Annotated in this window: 19 protein-coding genes; 3 read left to right on the top strand and 16 right to left on the bottom strand. The window is 28.4% G+C overall.

Annotation, left to right across the window (positions count from 1 at the left end; genetic code table 11):
* Window positions 1-60: 60 nt before the first annotated feature.
* Window positions 61-879, bottom strand: a complete 819-nt coding sequence (locus tag CKV87_RS02915) for a hypothetical protein (RefSeq protein ID WP_012012368.1) — start codon at window positions 877-879, stop codon at window positions 61-63.
* A gap of 27 nt (window positions 880-906) precedes the next feature.
* A complete protein-coding gene (locus CKV87_RS02910; RefSeq protein WP_012012367.1) occupies window positions 907-3522 on the bottom strand; it encodes a valine--tRNA ligase in 2616 nt (871 codons plus the stop codon).
* A gap of 185 nt (window positions 3523-3707) precedes the next feature.
* Here CKV87_RS02910 and CKV87_RS02905 point away from each other — a divergent pair, with 185 nt between their 5' ends.
* Entirely contained in the window at window positions 3708-4382 is a 675-nt protein-coding gene (locus tag CKV87_RS02905) for a rhodanese-like domain-containing protein (RefSeq protein ID WP_012012366.1), read from the top strand.
* A gap of 23 nt (window positions 4383-4405) precedes the next feature.
* Here CKV87_RS02905 and CKV87_RS02900 read toward each other — a convergent pair whose 3' ends face one another.
* Window positions 4406-5458 (bottom strand): HD-GYP domain-containing protein, encoded by a 1053-nt coding sequence (locus tag CKV87_RS02900; protein ID WP_012012365.1) that lies wholly within the window; start codon window positions 5456-5458, stop codon window positions 4406-4408.
* 89 nt (window positions 5459-5547) lie between these two features.
* Here CKV87_RS02900 and CKV87_RS02895 point away from each other — a divergent pair, with 89 nt between their 5' ends.
* Window positions 5548-6465 carry an MBL fold metallo-hydrolase gene (locus tag CKV87_RS02895; protein WP_012012364.1) on the top strand — a complete coding sequence of 306 codons (918 nt, stop codon included), beginning with the start codon at window positions 5548-5550 and terminating at the stop codon, window positions 6463-6465.
* 74 nt (window positions 6466-6539) lie between these two features.
* Complete coding sequence (locus tag CKV87_RS02890) at window positions 6540-7106, top strand: DJ-1/PfpI family protein (RefSeq protein WP_012012363.1); 567 nt, start codon at window positions 6540-6542, stop codon at window positions 7104-7106.
* A 30-nt stretch (window positions 7107-7136) separates the two neighbouring features.
* On the opposite strand, the gene CKV87_RS02885 is transcribed toward CKV87_RS02890, so the two are convergent.
* From CKV87_RS02885 to CKV87_RS02825, 13 genes are all read right to left on the bottom strand, one after another.
* A complete protein-coding gene (locus CKV87_RS02885; protein ID WP_012012362.1) occupies window positions 7137-7928 on the bottom strand; it encodes an alpha/beta fold hydrolase in 792 nt (263 codons plus the stop codon).
* A 17-nt stretch (window positions 7929-7945) separates the two neighbouring features.
* On the bottom strand, window positions 7946-8386 hold the full coding sequence (locus tag CKV87_RS02880) for a DsrE family protein (RefSeq protein WP_012012361.1): 441 nt from the start codon (window positions 8384-8386) through the stop codon (window positions 7946-7948).
* A gap of 3 nt (window positions 8387-8389) precedes the next feature.
* Window positions 8390-8824, bottom strand: coding sequence for an MOSC domain-containing protein (locus CKV87_RS02875; RefSeq protein WP_012012360.1), 435 nt, complete (start codon window positions 8822-8824; stop codon window positions 8390-8392).
* A complete protein-coding gene (locus CKV87_RS02870) occupies window positions 8821-9615 on the bottom strand; it encodes a thioredoxin family protein (protein WP_012012359.1) in 795 nt (264 codons plus the stop codon). Before CKV87_RS02870 ends, CKV87_RS02875 begins: the two co-directional genes overlap by 4 nt.
* An 86-nt stretch (window positions 9616-9701) precedes the next feature.
* Window positions 9702-11468, bottom strand: coding sequence for a thiosulfohydrolase SoxB (soxB, locus tag CKV87_RS02865; protein WP_012012358.1), 1767 nt, complete (start codon window positions 11466-11468; stop codon window positions 9702-9704).
* 131 nt (window positions 11469-11599) lie between these two features.
* Window positions 11600-12019, bottom strand: a complete 420-nt coding sequence (locus CKV87_RS02860; RefSeq protein ID WP_012012357.1) for a hypothetical protein — start codon at window positions 12017-12019, stop codon at window positions 11600-11602.
* Window positions 12020-12032: 13 nt separating this feature from the next.
* The gene (gene soxA, locus CKV87_RS02855) at window positions 12033-12947 is read right to left on the bottom strand and encodes a sulfur oxidation c-type cytochrome SoxA (protein WP_012012356.1); all 915 of its coding nucleotides are present in this window, start codon (window positions 12945-12947) and stop codon (window positions 12033-12035) included.
* A gap of 37 nt (window positions 12948-12984) precedes the next feature.
* The gene (gene soxZ / locus CKV87_RS02850) at window positions 12985-13290 is read right to left on the bottom strand and encodes a thiosulfate oxidation carrier complex protein SoxZ (RefSeq protein ID WP_012012355.1); all 306 of its coding nucleotides are present in this window, start codon (window positions 13288-13290) and stop codon (window positions 12985-12987) included.
* Between the two features lie 57 nt (window positions 13291-13347).
* Window positions 13348-13800, bottom strand: a complete 453-nt coding sequence (gene soxY / locus CKV87_RS02845) for a thiosulfate oxidation carrier protein SoxY (RefSeq protein ID WP_012012354.1) — start codon at window positions 13798-13800, stop codon at window positions 13348-13350.
* Window positions 13801-13815: 15 nt separating this feature from the next.
* Window positions 13816-14169 (bottom strand): sulfur oxidation c-type cytochrome SoxX, encoded by a 354-nt coding sequence (gene soxX, locus CKV87_RS02840; RefSeq protein ID WP_012012353.1) that lies wholly within the window; start codon window positions 14167-14169, stop codon window positions 13816-13818.
* Window positions 14170-14183: 14 nt separating this feature from the next.
* On the bottom strand, window positions 14184-15368 hold the full coding sequence (locus CKV87_RS02835; RefSeq protein WP_012012352.1) for a c-type cytochrome: 1185 nt from the start codon (window positions 15366-15368) through the stop codon (window positions 14184-14186).
* Complete coding sequence (soxC, locus tag CKV87_RS02830; protein WP_012012351.1) at window positions 15337-16671, bottom strand: sulfite dehydrogenase; 1335 nt, start codon at window positions 16669-16671, stop codon at window positions 15337-15339. Before soxC ends, CKV87_RS02835 begins: the two co-directional genes overlap by 32 nt.
* Before the next feature lie 241 nt (window positions 16672-16912).
* Window positions 16913-18070, bottom strand: coding sequence for a cation:proton antiporter (locus tag CKV87_RS02825; RefSeq protein ID WP_012012350.1), 1158 nt, complete (start codon window positions 18068-18070; stop codon window positions 16913-16915).
* Window positions 18071-18089: the final 19 nt, after the last annotated feature.

Raw genomic sequence — 18089 nt, 5'->3', positions numbered from 1 at the left:
CAAAGATCTAAATATAAATATTTTTCCCCAATATGCACATTGGAAAAGTAAAAAATTTACTTATTTCTGATTTGCATTAGTTTTTAAAGTAACTTTATTAACTTTAATTTGTTGTAAATTATACTCTTTTGGTATCGAGTTAAAAGTCTGTTCTTGCAATAATTTATAAACTTTTGAACTTATATTTTCATCTTTCGGTATTGTAGTTATAATTGTATTTAAAATTTTTCCATCAGCTGAAATTTCTGTATCTACTTCTATGGTCGGATAGATTTTATTTAATCTTATTTGAACTATTAAAGCTTTACGTATAATATTATATATTTCATATTGTAAAGATTTAATATAATATACTTCGGATAGCTTAATATTTTGTTGTATTTTATCAGTTCCTTTCAATAAAATTTGACTCATATTAAAAAATATTTGTTTTGAATATATTTCTTGTTCAAAAAGTATAGATTGATATTTCAAAGAATCTTCATAATATTCATATGCTTTTGTGAGGTCATTACTCTCAAAATAATAATCTGCAACATAAATTAATTTACTTTTTGTTCCACTATTTCTATATTCTTTTTTATCTTTTAATATTTCAGCTTCTTTTATACAACTATGGATATCTTCTCTAATTACACGTTTTTTATTTATAAATCCTATTTCATAATAACCATCACAACCTTTTGAATAGTATGTTAATGCAAGATTCATATCATTGTTTTTAAAATACTCTTTTCCTAATCTAAAACAAGATTTGAATTCATCTTTTCCATTACAATCTTTTTTCATCTCATCAGTAGTCATATTTCGGAAATCTTTTTTTGAAGCACAACCTGTTAAAATAAATATTACAAACATTCCTAAAAATAGACTCTTCATTTTATATTTCCTTTTCTCTAGAAATTTTTAACTCAAACTTTTAAGTTCAGCTTCAATCTTTTCAAGTCTAGTTTTTACTTCTTCTAATGCTTTTTTATTCTCTTCTATTACATTTGCAGGAGCATTTGCTACAAATCTTTCATTTGATAACATACCATTTAGTTTATCAAACTCTTTTTGAGCTTTTTCTTGTTGTTTAGTTAATTTATCAATGATTGGTTTCATATCAATTTCACTTGTTGGAAGATAAACTTCTAAGTTATTTGAAACGTCAGTGATACTGTTTTCAACTTTTGCATTTACAAACTCAATATCTTCAACTTTTGCTAATTTTTCAATAAATGGTTTTGCAACAGCTGTATCAATTGATTTATCAAGTTTGATATATGCTTTTGCAATTTTTGAGTTACCCATATCTATGATAACTTTAGCACGTCTTATTGCAGTAATTGCTTCTTCGATAATAGAAAACATCTCTTCGATTTTTTCATCTTTTTTAACATTTTTAGGGAAGTTCATAATCATTAAAGATTCACCCTCTTCTAAAGAAGTTCCACTTAATTTATGATATAAGAAATCCGAAATAAATGGCATAAAAGGAGAAACCATTTTTAAAGTCTCTTTGAAAATTGCCCCAAGTTCAACAATACTATCTTTACTAGCTTTTGAGTACTCAATTCCCCAATCACAAAATTCAGTCCACACAAATCTATATAAAACTGAAGCTGCTTCATTAAATTTATAAGATTCTAATGCACCTCTTACTTCATCAATAGCATCACTTAGTCTGCTTTGCATATATAATCCAAGAGGAGATTTAATCTCAATATCTTTTAAATCAGGGAAAGTATCAACATTAAGTGCCAAGAAATTAGAAGCATTATAAAGTTTATTTGTAAAGTTTCTAAATTGCTCTAAATTTTTTGCACCAAGCTTAATATCTCTTCCTTGAACTGCTAAATAAGCTAACGTAAATCTTATAATATCAGCACTATGCTCTTCAACCATATCAAGTGGGTCGATTACATTTCCTTTTGATTTAGACATTTTTGCACCATGTTCATCACGTACAAGTGCGTGCATATAAATATCTTTAAATGGTAATTCACCTCTAAAATGTTCACCCATCATCATCATTCTAGCTACCCAAAAGAACATAATATCAAAACCAGTAATTAGTAAAGAGTTTGGATAAAAATCTTTTAAATCTGATTCATTAAATGTTCCATTCATTTGTCCATTATTTCCCCAACCAAGTGGTGAAAATGCCCAAAGAGCAGAACTAAACCAAGTATCAAGAACATCTGGGTCTTGAGTAAAGTTTTTAGATGCACATTTTGGACAAGAGTGAGGAACATCTGCTTTATCAGCCCATTGATGTCCACAATCATCACAATAAAATACTGGAATTCTATGTCCCCACCAAAGTTGTCTTGAAATACACCAATCTCTTAATTCATCCATCCAAGCTCTATAAGAGTTTAACCAATGACTTGGGTGGAATTTTGCTTCTCCCGCGTAAGTTTTTTCAATTGATTTTGCTGCTACTTCTTTTCTTACAAACCATTGTTTAGAGATATATGGTTCAACGATATTTTTACATCTATAACAATGCCCTACTTGATGAACATGCTCTTCAATTTTTATTATAAAACCTTCATCTTGAAGTTTTTTTACTATCAAAGGTCGAGCTTCTAATCTCTCAAGTCCTGCAAACTCTCCACAATAGTCATTTAAAATACCTTTTTCATCAAAACAAGTAATAAACTCTAAATCGTGACGTTTACCTACTTCGTAGTCATTTTGGTCATGAGCTGGTGTAACTTTTACAACACCTGTTCCAAATTCCATATCAACATGTTCATCTGTAATTACTTTGATTTTTCGTGTCGTTAATGGTAAAATTACTTCTTTTCCAACTATTGAAGAGTATCTAACATCTTCTGGATGAACCATAATAGCTGTATCTCCAAAGTATGTTTCAGGTCTTGTTGTTGCAACTGTTACATATCCAGAACCATCAGCAAAATGATAATTCATATGATAAAATTTACCTTGAACTTCATCATGTTCAACTTCGATATCTGATAATGCACCATCATGTGTACACCAGTTAACCATATAGTTATTTTGAACAATCATTCCCTCGTTGTACAAATGAACAAAAGCCTCTTTAACTGCTTCTTTAAGTCCTTCATCCATAGTAAATCTCTCTCTACTCCAAGCAGGACTTACTCCTAATTTTCTCATTTGATGAACGATTGTACCACCTGAAAACTCTTTCCATTTCCAAACTCTTTCTAGAAATTTCTCACGTCCTAGTTCTTCTTTTGTAGTGCCTTCAGCTAAAAGTTGTTTTTCAACAACGTTTTGTGTTGCAATTCCTGCGTGGTCAGTTCCTGGTTGCCAAAGAGTTTTAAATCCATCCATTCTTTTGTATCTTGTGATTATGTCTTGAAGAGTGAATGTAAGTGCATGACCAATATGTAAGCTACCTGTTACATTTGGTGGAGGCATCATAATAGCGAAGTTTTTTCCTTCTTCTTGAATTGATTTATTTCCATCAATTTCAAAATATCCTCTGCTTTCCCAAATTTTATAAAATTTATCTTCTACCTTTGATGGTTCGTATTTTTCGCTCATTAAAAATCCTATAATTTTTTGAAATAAGTTAGATTATATCTAGTTTTTACTTATGATGAAATTTTGCAATTTTCCCAAAATACCCATTATAAATTTCTAAAATAGCTATGCTATATAAAAATGTTATTTTTTATTAATTTTTGTTATAATCTAACTATTCCACATTTTATTATTAAGGAGAGATAATGATTAAAATAGTTTTAGGAAGTACAGTGCTAGCAAGTCTTATATTTGCTGCTGATTTACAAACAAGTGGTGTAGAAGTAACTTATAAAAATTCAAAAGATGAGAATAAAACAGTTACAATAAAAAGAGAAAAAAAAGAAGAGTGCAAAGATGTAGGTTTTGACCCAAAAGTTGTATATGGGGGAGAACATCAAGCCTCTGAGAGTGTAAATGCAAATTGTAAAAGAGCATTTGTAACATATATGGGTAAAATTTCACCTATGAAATATTCTGATAAAGTTGAAACTTTTGGAGAAGTTGAAGTTTTAGAGTTTATAGAAAAAGCTAAAACAAATAAAAATATGATGTTAGTAGATTCAAGAACTGAAAATTGGTTTTACCATGAAACTATTCCAAGTGCTGTAAATATCCCTTATATTTACATGAAACAATCTCAATATCCAGATGAGTTTGAAGAGTATGTAGAGATGTTAGGTGTAAAAAAAGTAAATGGAAAATATGACTTTTCAAATGCAAAAACTATCCTAATGTTTTGTAATGGAGCTTGGTGTGGACAATCACCTGAATCTATGAAAGCTTTAACAGCTATTGGTTATCCAGAAGAAAAGTTAAAATGGTATAGAGGCGGAATGCAGTCTTGGTTAAGTTTAGGGCTTACAACTGTAAAACCTTAATAAAATTGGAGTTTCCTCCAATTTTATTTAAAAACATTATCAAAAATTCCAATCAAACTTTCATCAATTTTGCCTATTTTTGCTTCATTTTCCATAATTTTTATTGCTTCTTCGTGACTAAAAGCATTTCTATAACTTCTATCTTCTCTTAAAGCATTATAAATTACTAAAGAAATTAATAACCTATCTTTTAAACTTAAACTTTTAGCTTCAAATCCATAAATATAACCACTTCCATCTAATCTTTCTTGTACTTTTATTACAAGAGATAAAATATCTGTAAATCCCATAATTGAACTTAAAACTCTTTTTGTATGGTAAGGATATGATTTTATAATTTCTAACTCACTTGAAGATAGTTTCTCTTTTTTATTTAAAATGGAACTTGGAATCATCATTTTTCCAATATTTTGTAAAGATGTAGCTATTAAAAATATTTGTTTATCTTTATGTTCAAAATTAAATTCATCTGTTATTATATTTGCTCTTTGAAGAAGTTGTGAGTTTTTATTTTCTAATTTATGAAATATAGTTGTTAAATTTAAAATTTCTTCAAAATCTGAAACCGTCGTAAAATCGTGTAAAGATGAATAAATATACATCAAAATCTCATTTTCATATTGTAAATCCAACCAAAAAGATATTTGTGATGAAACTTCTAAAAAATTATTTATTAATTCATTTGAAAAATTTTCTTTATTCTCTTTTACAAATTCTATTGCTTTAACTCTATTTTCTATTTGATTATCATCTAAATTAAACATCTTGTCTAACTTTGAAGAGAAATCTATAATCTCTTTTATCAAACTATTTTCTAAAAATTCTTTTCCATTTAAAAAAGGTAATTTCTCTAAATCATTTTTTTTTAAAGTATAAACCAAAGTTAAAGAGCATAAATCTGCCATTATTTTAGGTTCAAAATTAAATTTTATTCCTAAATTTAGAGCTATATAAGAAACTCTTTTAAAATGATTTAATTTAGTATTTTTTAAATCAAACTCTTTAAAATCTAAGATATTACTCATTGCTAAAAGAAAATTGTTTAAATTAAATACCATCTGTTTTTTCTTATCCATTTTATCTCACCTCTTTAAAGTTAAAACTATTACTTATACAAAGAGACATTATAATATAATATTTTATTATGTCGTAAAAAAGGAGTTGTATGCTAAAAAATATTCTAGTTTTAATTCTTGTATCAAATTACATTTTTGCTTTTGACTATAATCTAAAAGCTACAAAAGTTTCTTCTGATATTTGGTGTTTTTTTGGAAAACTTGAAGCTCCCTCAAAAGAAAATGGTGGATTTATGTCTAATAGTTGTTATATAAAAACAAAAGATAGTTATACACTAATTGATTCAGGTGTTAGTTATGACTTTGCAAAACAAGCATATGAAACTATGAAAAAAATAGAAAATCTTCCAGTAAAAAATGTAATAATTACGCACAGCCACGATGATCACTGGTTAGGAAATAGTTTTTACAAAGAAAAATTTAATGCAACAATTTATGGTCCAAAATCAATAAATATAGAGTTTAATACAACTTCTCAAATTAGAGGATTAAATGTACTTTCTGAAGAAAATAAAATAAAAACAAAATTTGTTCCTATAGATAAAGTTATAAATGAAACAACTACTTTAAAAATAGGAAATAAAGAAATTAATATTATTCCAACTGGTTTAAAAGCTCATACTTCAGACGATTTGTTTGTTTATTTACCAAATGAAAAAGTTTTATTTTCTGGTGATTTAGTAATGAATGGTAGAGTAACGTCAAATAGAGATGGTTCAGTTATTGGTGCTTTAAAAGCTATTGAAATGATAAACTCTAAAAAATGGGATATTTTGATTCCAGGACATGGACTAGATACCTCAAAAACTGCAACAGATGAAATGGTAAAATATTTCACTCTTTTAAAACAAAGAGTAATGCAAGCAATTGAAAATGAAGTAACAGGAAATGAAATAGCAAAAGTTGTTACGATGGAAGAGTTTAAAGACAAAGCTTTGTATGATGAATTAAATAGCAGAAATGTTTATGATGCATACAGAGAATTAGAGTTTTATGAAGAGGATTAATTTCTTTTTTAAATAAATATTATTTTAATTCATTTTCATATAAAATCTTCCTAAATTCAAATAAAGGAAAAATTATGTCAAAAAAAATTCTGATTTTAGCTGGAGATTTTGTTGAAGATTATGAACTTATGGTTCCTTATCAATGTTTAAAAATGTTAGGTTATAGTGTAGATGTTGTTTGTCCTAATAAAAAAGCAGGAGAACAAATAAAAACTGCAATTCATGATTTTGAAGGTGACCAAACTTATACTGAAAAACCTGGTCATAATTTTACTTTAAATGCAACTTTTGATGATATTAATGAATTTGTTTATGATGGTTTATTAATACCTGGAGGACGAGCTCCTGAATATATTAGGCTAAATTCAAGAGTTATTGAAATTGTTCAGAATTTTAATAAAATAAATAAACCTATTGCTTCAGTTTGTCATGGAATTTTACTTTTAACAGCTGCAAAGATTATTGAAAATAAAACATGCTCTTGTTATCCAGCTTGTTCTCCTGATGTTGACTTAAGTGGTGGGAAATGGGCAGATATTGGATTTGAAAGTGCCATTGTTGATGGAAATTTAGTTACAGCTGCCGCTTGGCCAGCACATCCTGAGTGGTTAGCTAAATTCCACGAGTTATTATCAAAATAGAGTAAAAATAGGTTTTAAAACCTATTTTTATCAATCATCTGTAACAATCTCTTCTATTGAATCTTTTGCTTCTGTTGTCATATCTAAATCAATATGAACAGCATCTTTTGCTTCTACAAGTTTTACATCAAAGCCTTTATTTTTTGCTAAGTTATAGAAATCTTTTGTAACTTGAGGTTTTGATATGTCATCAGCTGTTCCATAAAGAAGTACAAATTTTGTATTTTTTGATACATTATCTAAAACATCAACTATTGAGATTAAATCTTTTTCTTTACTCTTTTCGTGGATATTATAAACTCCACCAGCACAAACAAGATTATTTATTAAATCTGGTTTTAAACCTGTTATTGTTGCACCCATCATACAACCTGCACTATGCCCAATATATGTAATTTTATTTGCTTTAAATTTCTCTTTTAAAGCCTCAACTAAAGAAGCAACAAACTCTACATACTCTTTTTTAGCACCTAAGTTTTCTACACCTTTACTTGAAAGTGATGGAAAATTATTTGTAGAACTTTGAGAATATCCTGGAAGTGCAACTGCAATTGTTGTTATATCTGTTCTCATAGCTAAATCTTCTACAAATGGTGAATATCTTGCTAAAGTATCTGTTCCTTCGTTCCAAGTTCCATGAACAATAATATTTAAAGCACCCTCTTCTTCACCTAAAAATTTTTTATATTGGATACATTCATTTCCAGCATAAATAAAACTTTCGCCTTTTTTTGAACAATCATCTTTAGAGATTTTTGCTGCATTTAAAGATAGATTTGAAACCAAAATTAAACTTGATATTATTAAAGTTTTTTTTAACATTTTATTCTCCTTTTATTTTAATAAGCAGTTATTCCAATATACCCTTCTTGTTGTTTTTCAATAACCTCAACAATTCCAGCTTGAGTATAAGAAATACCATCTATAAAATCTTTTTCAGTCCATTTCATAGTCTCCATTGTATTTCTGCAAGCTACAAACTCTACATCATATTCCATCAAAGATTTGATTCTATCAAGAGTTTTTTTGTCATAATCTTTTTTTAAAGTTCGTAAACCTTTTCCATAAGCAACAACAACTATTTTTAAACTCTCACTTGGATACTCTTTTAGAATATTATACATAGAACCAATTGTATGATTAACTGTTTCTAAATCACCAACATATAAAGAGTAAACTACTTTTCTTGGATTTTCAAAAGTTGGTTGAGGATCACTAAATTTTGATTCGGCAAATGAAAATATTGCCAACAAAGAAATTAATACAAATTTTTTAATCATTATTTATCCTTTTATTTTTATTTCCATATTTTTATGTATAAAACCACTTTTAATTATCTTACAATAAACTCCCCTATGAGCTTTTAACAATTGTGGCAAAGTTTTATCAAAAACACTCAAATGACTACAAACGCTACAAACTTGAGTTATTTCAATAATTGCATCACCAATTATGAAATTTGTTCCGATTTCAAAATCATGTGGATCAAAATCCAATAAAATGTTTTCTCCTAAACTCCCAAACTCTAAATTTATATTTTGTTGACGTGCTATTTCATAAGATTTTAATCCAACTATCATAACAGTTTGTTCAAGTTTTTTCCCTGCAAATTTATCATTTTCTATTCCAAAATTCTCTATTAAATTTAGTTCTTTTACTTTTGGTCTTATAAAACCATGTGCTTCTTTTGTAGCACTAAAAGTTTCTAAAACTTTCATTTGTTATTCTCTTTTAAAATTTCTAAAAAATCACTTTTTATCCAAGCACCTGGATACTGTTTTATATAAGTTCCATCTTTTGATAAAATAAAAAATGTTGGTGTAATTTTTTTATAAACCTTTTGTAAATCAAAAGGTAAAGTTGATTCATCCATATCATTTTTTACAAAGATATAATGTTTATTCATCTCTTTTTTTACTTCATCTAAATTTAAAACATCTCTATCCATTCTTTTACAAAAAAAACAAGATTTTGAACTTGCATAAACTATTATTTTTTTATTCTCTTTTTTTGCTTTTTCTATAATCTCTTTTTCATTTGTAGAAGAAAAAGATTTTTCAATCTCTTTATTTGATATTGTTAAATTATCTTTATATAGCATAAAATAGTTTGTTAAATTTTTATAATCTTCATCTTTTAACTCCCCTTTCATACTCATTTTATTATCATAAAAAGGTAAAATATGTTCATCACAAATAGAGTTAAATCTATCAGGATTTTCTAAATATGATTTTAAATAGTTTTCTATTTCCATCTCTTGCATTTCTATATCATTAGAATCACCTATTTTTTTAGGACTGTCCATAATTGCATAAACAATCATATTTACAGTTGGTGCTTTAAGATTTAGTAACTTATTATTTTTTTCAAAGAAATTTTCTTTTAAAACATTCATAAAAATATAATCAATATGACACGATGAACATTTGCTTTTAAAAAGAGTTTCTCCCTCTTTAAAATCTGCAAAAAGATTTAAAATAAATAAAAGAGATAAAAATATAATTTTCATTGTTTTCCTTTCAACTTAAAAAATATTTCAATAAAATATCTATTAAATTGAAAAAAGTATAAAGAAAGTTCTTTATACTTTTAAAATTAGATAATTCCAGGATTACCTTTTACTCCAATAATATCAGGAGTATCTATTTTAACTTTACTAATATGTTTTATATTTTTTAAATATGTTTCAACTGTTTCCCAAATAGGTTCACCATCACTTTGAGCTCCAACAGTTGACCAACCAGCAACTTTATATGCTTTTGAAGCATCAAGTTTTTCTCCTGTTTTTGTAAGAACAATATCAGAAATTCTTTCACCCATTTTTGCTTTTGGATTGATTTTATATGAAATTCCACCTGTTCTTACCATATCTCCACCTTGTTGATAAAATGGATCTTCATTAAATAAGTTATCAGCAACATCTTCTAAAATATCTTTTATATCTTTTCCACTTATATCTCTTGCATAAGTTTCGGGATATGTCATAGCTGTTTGTGTCATCAAATCATCAAAAGTAATTGCTTGTCCTGGCATAACAGAAGTTCCCCATCTAAATCCTGGACTTAGCGAAATTTGTGCTTCTTTAACTTCTAGAAGTGCATCACAAATAATTTGATCCCAAGAACCATTGAAATTTCCTCTTCTAAATAAAGTCTGTTCTGTTGTCGCAATTTCTCTTGTAAGTTCTTTTAAATATGGAAGTCTTACATCTTCGATATATTTTTTCATAGCTTTATCTTCAGCTATTAAATCAGAAAAAATTGGTAATAACGTAAATTTAAAATCTTTGATTTTTCCATTTTGAATATCTAAATCTAAAACGTTTAAAAATTTACCATTACTTCCAGCGTTACAAACATAAGTTGTTCCACTTGCATTTTTAACTGGTACTGCTTCAGGAACACCATCATGAGTATGTCCACCCATAATAAAATCTATTCCTGTACAAATTTCTGCCATTTTTTTATCTGTATCAAAACCATTATGAGATAAAACAATGATTGCATCTGGTTTTTCTTCTGCTTTGATTTTATTTACAAGCTCTTGCATTTTGTCATCTTTAATTCCAAATGTCCAATCAGGAATAAATCTTTGTGGATTTGCAATAGTCGTATAAGGAAATGCTTGTCCAATAATTGCAACTCTTGATTTACCTAATTCTTTAATTGTATAAGGTTTAAATGCTAATCCACTATCTTCATCATAAGCTTCTACCCCATTCATTAAAGAATCTTCTTTAACAAAAATATTTTGAGCTAAAAATTCAGCTTTAAGTTCTTTTACATTTGCTAAAACTTCTTCAGCTTTATATGTAAATTCCCAATGTCCAACAGCAACATCAACACCAAGTAAATTCATTGCACCAACCATATCTTTTCCTCTTGTCCAAAGAGCTGTTGCTGTTCCTTGCCAAGTATCTCCACCATCTAATAAAAGAGTTTTATCTTTTCCAAAACTATCTCTTAGAAAATCTACAACTGTTTTAATTTGAGCAAAACCACCAGTTTTTCCCATGGCTTTTGCATGTTTTTCAAAATTTACACATGAATATGCATATTCAAGCCTTTTATTACCTTTGATTCCATAATAATCAAGAAATGTTTCACCAACTATATGAGGTGGTTTTCCAAAATTACTAAAAAATCCAAGATTAACACTTGGTTCTCTAAAATATACAGGAAGTAGTTGTGCATGAGAATCTGTCATATGCAATAATCTTGCATTTCCAAATGGTTTTAATTTATAATAATCTTCTAATTTAGCACTCGTTCCTACCATTCTTGTATGCGAATTTGCAAATACTGGAGCAGCACCAAGTACAGCCATCATGTAAATAAATTCTCTTCGACTTAATTTACTCATTTTCTTACCTTTTTATAGATTTGTATATAAACATAAACTCAAAAAGCTTTAATATACATATTATTTTGATAATAAAAAAAGCCAAGAAACACAATCTTGACTTTTTCAAAAACAATAACTATTAAATATCTCTAATATTTATAGCCATCACTAGGACTTGCTAATTTCCAAGTAGTTTTAGCTTCTTCTTCTTGAACTACTGCACCAATTGCAAAAGAACAAGCTCGCCAAGCTCCAAACTCAATCGTTGCTTCTTCAGTTTTTTTACCTTTTGCATCAACAATATCAATAGTTTTTAATCCATTTTTCAATGAATTGTTAACTGCTTCAATATATTGACTAGCTTTCATCCCCAGTCTCATAAATTCAACTTGATGTTTAACTGCTATTTCATTATATTTTGCTGCTGTTGCAATAACTTTTTCAACACCATTTGCTTCAACATTACACTCTTTTTTAACATCTAATTTAGATAATTCCGAAGCACCTAAAGTTGTTAGTCCTAGAACTAATGCTGTAACTGTTGCGAATTTTAAAACACTATTTTTCATTTTCTTCACCTCATTACTTTCTTATATCTGGACCATCAATATTCATACCATTTGACATATAAGCTAAGAAATAAGCAAGTTGTTTCATCTCTTTACTTTCATCTTTTGGTGCAACTTGTCCTTGGTCAACAATACAACCTGATAATCTTCGCTCTAATGTACCTAATTCTTCCCATCTTAGTCTATGCACTGGAAATTGAGTAATTTGTCCTGTTAAAGTTGAAAGTTTTTCATTTCTAACTCTTTGTCCAGCACCTTGAACGTGACAAGTAGCACAAGACATTTTTAAATAACCTCTTTGTGAATAATAGAACTCTTTTCCAGCTTCATAAGCTTTTTTTGCAGCTTCACTTTGGATTTTAATATCAAATTTTTTTCCAGCTTCTTTAGTTTGGTTTACTAAATAAGCTTGTAAATTTGCCATATCACCTTTTTGTGTATTCCACTCTTTTTCACCATTATCTCTTAAACAATCATTAACAGCAGATGTTAAAGTTACAACATCATTTTTCTTTTCATTATAATAAGGAAAAAGATTCATAGCTGTCGTATCAGGAAAACATGAAGCAAATGATTTACCATTTGCAAATGTTTTTTTATATAATTCTTCTCCAGCATCAATAGCATCTTCATATGGTGGCATCTCTTTTATTGCTTCATATTGAGCTTTTGCATCTTTTGAAAAAGCATATGTTCCAATATTAAAATCGTGATGCTTTAGATTTTTTTCATAATCATTTTTTAACTCTTCTTGTGTTGAATAAGGGAAAAATCTATTACTATTTTTTTCTGGATCAGCAAATTTAGATTCAAAATATTTAATTAATGCAAGTCTATCTTTTTCTGCTCCTGCATTATAATTAGCGGCATTTAATGAATATGCCGCTAATACTAAAAGAGCTGTTGATTTTACTACTTTTGATAACATGGTCTCTCCTTTAAAAATTAATCACTTTTTTAAGCAATTATTTGATTTGTTCGCTACTTACGTCTGTATTACCTTTTAAATCTTTCCATGTTAGTTCAATTGTATCACCTACATTTGCACCCTTAAATGAAAATTTCAAATATGGGTCTTTTGATAAAAACTGAGAAGTAGATGCTTCATAAACAACTTTATCTCCAACTTTCGCAATAACGTAAGTAATAAAGTTAGGTTCTTTTTTAGCTCTTTCTGCTTCTTGATAACTTAACATTGGGTGAGTAGCTAATGCTTTAACTTCAACTATTCCATCTTTTAATTTTGCTTTAATTTTTGTAGTACCTGCCATTTTATTTCCTTTATATTATTTTTTATTTGTTATTTTATTTGTTTAGTTGAAATTAAATCAACCACCGCATCCACCAATTGTAACTTTTACTAATTTAGAAGCCGAATGTAATTTTCCATCTGCTTCTGCAACAACTGTTACAGTTCCTGTTTTTGCCATTTTAATTCTTATTGCAAAATCAGGAACACTAAATTCATTTAGATTAAATACAGCAACTGCACTTTCAGGATTTGCATCTTGAAATACTGCAATTTTTGTAGCTTTTAACTCTGTACTAAAAGATACTGGAATAACTGCACCATTTTCAGCAATATCAGGAGCACTTAAGTTAATTCCACCATCAACTAAAGTAGATGATCCAAAAAGTTCTTTTATTGCATCATCAACTTTTGTAGCTGTCCAAGCTTTTGGTTTTGTCTCTCTAAAATCAATAGCACTTAATCTACCAGGAACTGCAGCTATTGCTAATGCAGCTAATCCTAAACCTAAAAAATTTCTTCTGTTAATCATTTTTTTTCCTTTTTATTAATTTATTGTTTTTAAATAAGCAACTAGTGCTTTAATTTCATCATCACTTAACCAACCATTCTTTCCAAATGCTGGCATGGCAGAAATTGGATTAGAAATGTATGGGTCATAAATTTTATCATACAACGCTTCTTCAGGCCACAAAGACAAATACTGTAAAACAGGTCCCATGCTACCAGGTCCATCTAAAGTTTTACCATTTATTGCATGACATGCTATACAATTACCTTGTGTATTAGTTGTGAAAATCTTTTCACCTTTTTTAACTAAATCAGCATCTATTGCAAAGCTACTAATTGCTATAACTGCACTTACTGCTATTGCTTTTACTAAATTCTTGATTAGACTCATAATACTCTCCTTTATTATTTACTAGAATTAATCATATAATCGATTATTTCTTTTATTTTTTCGTCACTAAAATCAGTTCCTCCCTTAGGAGGCATAGCATTTACACCATTTATTGCATTAAAATAAACTTTATCAACTCCTTTCTCAAGTACTTTAGTCCAAGCAACTTTATCTCCTAAAACAGGTGCTCCAATAGCAGCATTTTCATGACAAACAGAACAACTTGATTGATAATCAACTTGCCCAGGTTTTACAGAATCAGCTTTGATGTTAGGTAAACTTCTTTCAACTGACATTGCTTGATTTGCATTTGCTGTTAAATCAATATTTATTTTCATTAAAAGATTGTTTGTATCTTCTTTTATACAATCTTTCATACATCTTGTTCCAGTTCCATATATTTTTGGATTAGATAATAATGCTGTCATATTTTTAACGCCATCTCTTGGATTTTTTGTATCAACTTCTGGATAGAACCCATCATGATTTGGCATTATTACTTTCATAAGTTTTTCTTTATCTAAAACATACTCATCATCAAGTTCTTCACCATCAATAGTAATATTATTTACAGACAATAAATAAGCCGTTATCGCATAAGTTTCACTATTTGTTAAACTTTTTGGATGAGTAAATGGCATAGAATCCTGAACATACCAATAAAGCGTACTTGCATATGGCCAATATGAACCAATTGTTCTTACTGGTGTATCTGGATTTGGATGTTCATCTGCTGGGTTTAATCTTTGAACCTTTAATGATTCTTTAGAACCACCAGCAAGCATAGGATAACCTTTTCCTCCTGAACCAAAATCACCATGACACATAACACATTGCGCATCATAAAGTTCATTTCCTAACTCAACAGAACCTTCTGCTTTTTTAGGTTTTCCATCTTCACCAAGAACTATTTCACCATTTTTCATATCAAATTCAGGTAAACCTGTTCCATCAGGTCTAACATCTACGTCCCATGCTTTAACTTCTTTAATAGTTGGTATTCTTCCAATATTTGAATCTTTTACTGTTTGCGTATTAACATAATAAGATGAATATTTCCCATCTTTAAGAGGATACTTAACAGCACCATCAACTGAAGTTTCTTTAGAAGCCGCTATTGCAGTTGTTGCTAAAAAACTTACTAAACTTATACCAAGAAGAGTATTTTTAAGCTTTTTTGTGTTTTCTAATTTGAACATTGTTACACTCTCCTTTTTCAGTAATTTCCCAAGTTACAATTGCATTTCTGTGATAAACTGATTCAACACCAACTGCGCTTGTTTCTTGATCAATTGTTGGTTGAATATTTCCAAAATCATCATAAGACCTACTTGCTAATATTAAAGGTTTGCCTTCCCATCTAATCATATAACTAAATCTAGTCCAAGATTTTGGTAAAACTAAACCTTTAAGTTTTGCTTCAACCCAATTATCTCCACCATCAAAAGAAATATCAACACCTTTAATAGTTCCATGACCAGACCAAGCAAGACCTTCAATTTCCACTAACTCACCTTTTTTAAGGTTTGTCCATGGCTTTTCTGGACAGGGACTAGTGATTACTGAATTTACCTCATTTACCCAAAAATATCGAATAGCTTTTCCAGATTTTTGAAGCATTGTATATTTTGAAGTTTCTTCTTTTGAATGCCAAGGTTTATCACTAAATTCTAATCTTCTTAACCATTTAGTATTTAAATTACCTTCCCATCCTGGAACAATAAGTCTTACAGGATAACCTTGTTCAGGTCTTAAAGCTTCACCATTTTGAGCCCAAACAACCATAACATCATCAAGTGCTTTTTCAACTGGAATTGTTCTAGGATTTGAGGCATTATCACTTCCTTCAGCTAACATCCAAACTGCATCTTTTTCTAGTCCTAAGTCATCTAGAATTGTTTTTAACATAACTCCAGTCCATTGTGCAGCACTCATAAGACCTTTCATAAATTGTAAACTATTAAATTGTGGACCTCTCCACTCTGGACTTCCATTTGCAGGACACTCAATAAAATAAATTCTTGTTTCACTTGGATATTTTTTTAAATCATCTAAAGTTAAAACTATCTCTTTTTTAACTTTTCCATGAATCATTAATCTCCATTCATTTGGATCAACATGAGCTGTTCCACCATGATTTCTTGTGAAAAATAATCCATTTGGAGTAATAATTCCTTCAGATTCGTGGATTGGACACATAGATACAGATGCATATGGATCTCCTGATGAAAATAAATCATGAGTTCTTCTAATATTATTATGCTCATAAGGTGATGGTACACCATATAAATTTTTGTCTACAGGATCACCCAATTTTTGTCCCCAAGGCGCCTCATTAATAATCGCAGGGTCATCAGCTTTTAGAGAAACTGGCGACAATACTGAACTTACACTTAAGGCTCCAGCAGAATAAATTGCAGTTTTTTTGAAGAATTCTCTCCTACTTGTTTGAATAACAAAATCTGAGTCTTTTTTAATATCCAAAACATCGCTCTTTTTCAACTTTCACCTCCTAAAATATAAAAATCTTTATATTAATTTCTTAATAAAATCATTATAGATATTAAAATATAAAATGAAACTTAAATTATTAAGTTTTCTTATAAAAAAATAGCGAATTTTAGGGCTTTAGTAGCATTAGAATAGCATTGATACATGGGGCTTATAGAAGATATTTAATTTTATAAAAAGAATCCAAATAATGAATAAATATTCATTATTTGTTTAGAAAAATTTTAGAAATTTAAGTGTGAGGAATAAAATATTTGTATAGTTTTCTGATTAAAATCATAAGAAATAGACCATCTATTATACTTGCAATTATAAATGAAAAATATTCATCTTGAGATATAAGTCCATAGTTATATGAAAGCATTGCAATTGCAACCATAAAAGTTAATGGCATTGAATCACTAAGAGCAAAAAGCATAGTTTGTTTAAATTTTAAATAATTATAAAAAACTAAATATGAACTAATTAATCTAATAGTTATAATTGCACACATAATAAAAATAGCATGATGTAAAATCTCTAAAGTTACCATATCAAGTTTTACAGTTGAACCTGTATAGATAAAAAATATTGGTGCAAAAAAACCATATCCAAAAGACTCTATTTTTTCTAATAATTCATGTTTTTGGTTAAAAAACATCTTAAAAAATAGTCCAGTTGTAAATGCTCCTAAAACAACATCAATTTTTAGTATTAACATAATAGAAACAAAAATTAATAATAAAGATAAAGAAAATCTTATATCTTGGTCATGTTTATCATCTTGATTTTCTGGAATAATAAAATTTCTTATCTCAGGGAACCACCAAAAAAGAACATAAGAAACTCTTAAAAGTAAAATAATAGCTACAATAACTAATGCAATAGTTAAAATTGAGTAGAAGAAATTACTTGTAAATCCATACTCTGTCCAACCACTAAATAAGGTTAAAGCTAAAATACTAATAATTTCTCCAACAACCCCAATTGATAAGGCAAGATTTAGCCAAGGTTGTTCTTTTCCATACTCTTTTAAAAGCATCATTATCATACCCAAAGAGAAAATTGGAAGAGCTACAAAATAAGTAAGTCCTAAACCAAATAACCAACAAACAAGTCCAGAGATTGTGTACAATAAAATAAAATATAGTATTACATTTACAGCCAAAGTTGCTTTTATAATTTTTACAAGCTTAAAGTTTATCTCAAGCCCTGCTAGAAACATCAAATATACAAATCCAAATTTAGCAACTAATTTTAAAGTTTCATCACTGTAAATTAAGCCCAAATATCCACAAAGTAATCCCAATGTTATCTCTATAACAACAACTGGTGTTTTTATCATTTTTGAGATAATTGGAGCTGCCATAATTATCATACATACTGTTATTATTAAAATAATTTTTTCCATTTTCTACCTAAAAAAATAT

It is taken from the genome of Aliarcobacter butzleri (assembly GCF_900187115.1).
Taxonomy (GTDB): domain Bacteria; phylum Campylobacterota; class Campylobacteria; order Campylobacterales; family Arcobacteraceae; genus Aliarcobacter; species Aliarcobacter butzleri.
This window is presented reverse-complemented; position numbering and strand designations above follow the sequence as displayed.